Raw genomic sequence first — 5,528 nt, forward strand, 5'->3', positions numbered from 1 at the left:
CTTCTTGAAGATAAAAGCGGCTTTCCCCGGAAAGCCGCGATGAACCTTTTTTTATGACTTGAATATGAGTATTTGATTTTTAAACTTGTTCTAAATCACTAGTTGCAATGTTAGCTAGGTGTGCAATTAAAATTTTCTGATAAACTTACATAAATTTGTTGATTTTTCACACGAAGGTAAGGAATAAGTGACTACTACAGAAACAGTCAATGCGGACATGTTACTCGAAATGGAATCAGTCCATGTCATGCCATTCAGTGAACACGATAAAATTATCTTAAGATCTTATGAGGCCGTAGTTGATGGTATTGCGAGTCTGATCGGTCCGTTTTGTGAAATCGTTTTACACTCTTTAGAAGACCTCAATACATCTGCGATTAAAATTGCCAATGGTGAAAATACAGGCCGTCAGGTTGGTTCGCCAATCACAGATCTTGCATTGAAGATGTTGAAAGATATTGAAGGTTCTAAGCGTAACTTCTCTCGTTCATATTTTACTCGCGCTAAAGGCGGGGTACTAATGAAGTCGATCACGGTTGCTATCCGCAATGGTGAAGACCGAGTGATTGGCTTATTGTGTATTAACGTGAACTTAGATGCGCCATTCTCACAAGTTCTGCAATCTTTCATGCCTACGCAAGACGCGGACGAAGCTGCGTCATCTGTTAACTTTGCTAGTGACGTTGAAGAACTTGTCGACCAAACGGTTGAACGCACCATTGAAGAAATCAATGCAGACAAATCTGTATCGAACAACACCAAAAATCGCCAAATCGTGATGGAGCTATACGACAAAGGTATTTTCGACATCAAAGACGCGATTAACCGCGTTGCTGAGCGATTGAATATCTCTAAGCACACCGTATACCTATACATCCGACAACGTAAAACAGAGGATGAAGAGGGTTGTTAAGCTATACACTCTTAGTTAATGGACCCGTTTACGGCTCACAATCCGCAAGAAGTGCTTATCAGTTTGCTGTGGCTCTATTGAAACAGGGCCACAAACTTCACAGTGTGTTCTTCTATCAAGACGGCGTCAGTAATGGCTCTGGCATTACTGTGCCGGCTAATGATGAATTTGACTTAGCTGCCGCTTGGCAAAAACTGGCGGACGAGCACAATGTTAGCCTAGAGACATGTGTTGCTGCTGCGCTAAGGCGTGGAGTTATCAGCACTGAAGAAGCGGCGCAACATCAATTAATTGCCTCTAACTTGGCGACAGGGTTTACCCAAGCTGGCTTAGGGAGTTTATCTGAAGCACTTCTGACGCAAGATAGGGTTGTCCAGTTTTGAGCACATTAGCATTTATATTTAACAGCTTTCCTCATACAACGGCTGCAGGTAGGGAAGGGCTAGACGCATTGTTAGCGGCTTCAGCTTACAGTGAAGACATCAGCGTATTCTTTGTCGGTGATGGCGTTACACAGCTTCTCAAAGCGCAACAGCCTGATGAATCCTTATCACGTGACTATATTTCTGCATTCAAGCTTATGGACCTCTACGACATCGAGCAGGTTTACGTGTGTCAACATAGCCTCAATCAGTTTGGTCTCTCGACTGATAACTTACTGATCGATGTGACTGCGCTAGAAGTGAATCAGTTGACGCAGAAGTTAGCTCAGAGCAAAAAAATACTGACTTTCTAGGGAACGTTATGCTTCATATTGTAAAATCAGTAGACAAACTCAAGCTTGCATTGGCGTACTCGCAACAACAGGATCACATCCTTTTGGTTGAAGATGCGGTGTATGTTTGCCTTCCAAATCATGAGTTATTCAATCAAATCTCAACCGTTAAACATGTGTCGGTATTAAAAACAGATCTTTATAGTCGAGGTCTACAACAACTTGCTTCAAGCTCTCTGGATCAAGTGGACTTCGATGGATTCGTAAAACTGACTGTTTTGAACGACAAATCAGTCACTTGGTAGCTGCATTTTATCAGTGTGGTTAAATAAAGACCATCCTGAGCTCTAGACGGCTAAAAAAGATCTGTATATTTCTTGACACACATCCCACTGCTGAATAGAATTTTGCGTCCCTATTTACACTATGTGTAATAGGGCTAGATTTTTCATCAAGCTTACTTTCAAGTAAATCAGGAGCTAGTTAATGGCAACTATTAACCAGTTGGTACGTACTCCTCGTGTAAAGCAGGTTGTTAAAAGCAACGTGCCTGCACTAGAAGCGTGCCCACAAAAACGTGGTGTATGTACTCGCGTATATACTACTACTCCAAAAAAACCGAACTCAGCACTACGTAAAGTATGTCGTGTTCGTCTAACTAACGGCTTTGAAGTTACTTCATACATCGGCGGCGAAGGTCATAACCTTCAAGAACACAGTGTTGTTCTTATCCGTGGTGGTCGTGTTAAAGATTTACCAGGTGTGCGTTACCACACTGTTCGCGGTGCACTTGACTGTGCAGGCGTTAACGACCGTAAGAAAGGTCGTTCTAAGTATGGTGTGAAACGTCCTAAGTCTTAATGCGTCTTTTTTTAAAAGAAAGCGTTAAGTAAGGCCAAACACTATTTATTTATTATTCTGAAAAGTTTTGGAAAAAACCTGAAGAAGACAACGGAGAAATTCCATGCCACGTCGTCGCGTAATAGGCCAGCGTAAGATCCTTCCAGATCCTAAGTTCAAATCTGAGCTGCTGGCAAAATTCGTTAACATCCTTATGGTTGACGGAAAAAAATCTACTGCAGAGAAGATTGTTTACACTGCACTAGAAGTTATGGCTGAGAAATCTGGTAAAGATCACTTAGCTGTATTTGAAGAAGCTCTTGAAAATGTTCGTCCAGCGGTAGAAGTTAAATCTCGCCGTGTGGGTGGTTCAACTTACCAAGTACCTGTAGAAGTTCGTCCGGTTCGCCGTAACGCTCTTGCTATGCGTTGGGTAGTTGAAGCTGCGCGTAAGCGTGGTGAAAAATCTATGGCTCAACGCCTAGCTGCTGAAATGCTAGACGCGTCTGAGAACAAAGGTACTTCGGTTAAGAAACGTGAAGACGTTCACCGTATGGCTGACGCAAACAAAGCGTTCGCACATTACCGCTGGTAATACCTTTTTAGTGCTGCAAGTTTCCTTGCAGCACTTCTTTAGTTCCTATGCTTATGCTAGGAACTATTGCTATTTCTAGGGCAAGCACTTTTTAGCGAAGTATCGCTTCTAGCGCATAATCTAGACATAGCAATAGTCCCTAAGTCTCTAATAAGAGGATTCAACCGTGGCTCGTAAAACTCCTATTGAGCAATACCGTAATATCGGTATCGTTGCTCACGTAGATGCAGGTAAAACAACCACAAGTGAACGTATTCTGTTCTATACCGGTCTTTCTCACAAAATCGGCGAAGTTCACGATGGTGCAGCAACCATGGATTGGATGGAGCAAGAGCAAGAGCGCGGTATTACGATCACTTCAGCAGCAACTACTACGTTTTGGCGTGGTATGGAAGCTCAGTACTCTGACCACCGTATTAATATCATCGACACTCCGGGGCACGTTGACTTCACAATCGAAGTAGAACGTTCTCTGCGTGTACTTGATGGTGCAGTTGTTGTGTTCTGTGGCTCATCTGGTGTTGAACCTCAGTCAGAGACTGTATGGCGTCAAGCTGATAAGTACCAAGTTCCACGTATGGTTTTCGTTAATAAAATGGACCGTACAGGCGCAGACTTCTTGCGTGTAGTTGAACAGATCAAGGATCGCCTAGGCGCAACTCCTGTTCCAATTCAACTGAACATTGGTGCTGAAGAAAACTTCCAAGGCGTTGTCGATCTTATCAAGATGAAGGCGATTAACTGGAACGAAGCTGACCAAGGCATGACTTTCACGTACGAAGATATTCCTGCAGACATGCAAGAAATGGCTGAAGAATATCGTACAGAACTTGTTGAAGCTGCTGCAGAAGCAAATGAAGAGCTGATGGATAAGTACCTTGAAGAAGGTGAACTAACAGAAGCTGAAATCAAACAAGGTCTTCGTACTCGTACCCTTAATAATGAAATCGTACTTGCTACATGTGGTAGTGCATTCAAAAATAAAGGTGTACAAGCTGTTCTAGATGCAGTTGTTGACTTCCTTCCTTCTCCTGTCGATGTACCTGCAATTAAAGGTATCGATGAAGACGAGAACGAAGCAGAGCGTCATGCAGACGACAAAGAACCGTTCTCAGCGCTAGCATTTAAAATTGCAACAGACCCATTTGTTGGTACTTTAACTTTCATCCGTGTTTACTCTGGTGTTGTTGAAAGCGGTAAAACAGCTTACAACTCTGTGAAGAAACAACGTGAACGTTTAGGGCGCATTGTTCAAATGCACTCAAACAAGCGTGAAGAAGTAAAAGAAGTACGAGCAGGTGACATCGCAGCCATTATCGGCCTTAAAGATGTTACTACTGGTGAAACTCTATGTGATCAGAACCATAAAATTGTTCTTGAACGTATGGAATTCCCAGATCCAGTTATTCAGATCGTTGTAGAGCCTCGCTCTCAAGCTGATCAAGATAAAATGACTATCGCGTTAGGTAAGCTAGCGGCAGAAGATCCATCGTTCCGTGTTGAAACGGATGACGAGACTGGCCAGACACTAATCTCTGGTATGGGTGAACTGCACTTAGATATCATCGTTGACCGCATGAAGCGTGAATTCAGTGTGAACTGCAACGTTGGTAATCCGCAAGTCGCTTATCGTGAAACCATTCGTGGTACAGCGAAAGCTGAAGGTAAATTTATCCGCGAACATGGTGGTAAAGGACAGTACGGTCACGTGTGGCTGAAACTGGAACCATCAGAAGCCGGTGAAGGCTTTGTCTTCGTAGATGAAATTGCCAATGGTATCGTACCAAAAGAGTTCATTACCTCTGTCGCTAAAGGCGTTGAAGAGCAAATGAACAATGGTGTATTAGCGGGCTATCCAGTTTTGGATATCAAAGCTACACTATATGATGGTTCTTACCATGAAGTAGATTCAAGTGAGATGGCGTTTACAATCGCTGCCTCTATGGCTTTCAGAACGGGTGCACTAGAAGCGCAACCAGTTTTGCTTGAGCCTATGATGAAAGTTGAAGTAACTACTCCAGAAGACTGGATGGGTGACGTTGTTGGCGATATTAACCGTCGTCGCGGCATCATCGAAGGTATGGACGAGGGGACAGCTGGCCTGAAGATAATTCGTGCACAAGTTCCGTTGTCTGTCATGTTCGGTTACGCAACTGATTTACGTTCTGCGACACAAGGTCGTGCTTCTTACTCTATGGAGTTTAGTGAGTACGCTGAAGTGCCAAAAAATGTTGCTAATGCAATCATTGCAGAGCGTGGTTAAACAAAAGGGACGCATTTTTTTCATTTTTTGAAAGAACAATGCGTCCAAATATTGCGCTAACGAGAGTTGGCGCATAAAATAGCAATTTCTGGCGCGTCTCGCTCAATAATGAACGTGGCGAATCATAACTAGGAAGGAACACGATTGTGTCTAAAGAAAAATTTGAACGTACGAAACCGCACGTAAACGTTGGTACTATCGG

At 43.2% G+C, this 5,528-nt stretch carries 7 protein-coding genes; all 7 read left to right on the plus strand.

Going from position 1 to position 5,528, the window contains the following annotated elements:
* Nucleotides 1-187: 187 nt before the first annotated feature.
* The 7 genes from ACED42_RS21390 to fusA all read left to right on the plus strand — a co-directional run bounded on the left by ACED42_RS21390 (nucleotide 188) and on the right by fusA (nucleotide 5,326).
* Nucleotides 188-913 (plus strand): transcriptional regulator, encoded by a 726-nt coding sequence (locus ACED42_RS21390; RefSeq protein WP_012604921.1) that lies wholly within the window; start codon nucleotides 188-190, stop codon nucleotides 911-913.
* Nucleotides 907-1,296 carry a sulfurtransferase complex subunit TusD gene (gene tusD / locus ACED42_RS21395; RefSeq protein WP_009848934.1) on the plus strand — a complete coding sequence of 130 codons (390 nt, stop codon included), beginning with the start codon at nucleotides 907-909 and terminating at the stop codon, nucleotides 1,294-1,296. The genes ACED42_RS21390 and tusD overlap by 7 nt, the downstream gene beginning before the upstream one ends.
* Nucleotides 1,293-1,649: a sulfurtransferase complex subunit TusC gene (gene tusC / locus ACED42_RS21400; RefSeq protein WP_371704080.1), complete on the plus strand. Its 357-nt coding sequence runs from the start codon at nucleotides 1,293-1,295 to the stop codon at nucleotides 1,647-1,649. Before tusD ends, tusC begins: the two co-directional genes overlap by 4 nt.
* 8 nt (nucleotides 1,650-1,657) lie before the next feature.
* Entirely contained in the window at nucleotides 1,658-1,933 is a 276-nt protein-coding gene (gene tusB, locus ACED42_RS21405; protein ID WP_135382425.1) for a sulfurtransferase complex subunit TusB, read from the plus strand.
* 181 nt (nucleotides 1,934-2,114) lie between these two features.
* Nucleotides 2,115-2,489: a 30S ribosomal protein S12 gene (gene rpsL, locus ACED42_RS21410; protein WP_012604917.1), complete on the plus strand. Its 375-nt coding sequence runs from the start codon at nucleotides 2,115-2,117 to the stop codon at nucleotides 2,487-2,489.
* Nucleotides 2,490-2,592: 103 nt separating this feature from the next.
* Nucleotides 2,593-3,063, plus strand: a complete 471-nt coding sequence (gene rpsG / locus ACED42_RS21415) for a 30S ribosomal protein S7 (protein WP_012604916.1) — start codon at nucleotides 2,593-2,595, stop codon at nucleotides 3,061-3,063.
* Nucleotides 3,064-3,229: 166 nt separating this feature from the next.
* The gene (fusA, locus tag ACED42_RS21420) at nucleotides 3,230-5,326 is read left to right on the plus strand and encodes an elongation factor G (RefSeq protein WP_012604915.1); all 2,097 of its coding nucleotides are present in this window, start codon (nucleotides 3,230-3,232) and stop codon (nucleotides 5,324-5,326) included.
* Nucleotides 5,327-5,528 lie beyond the last annotated feature (202 nt).

The sequence above is a fragment of the Vibrio sp. FF145 genome, from assembly GCF_041439075.1.
GTDB classification, from domain to species: Bacteria; Pseudomonadota; Gammaproteobacteria; order Enterobacterales; family Vibrionaceae; genus Vibrio; species Vibrio tasmaniensis_A.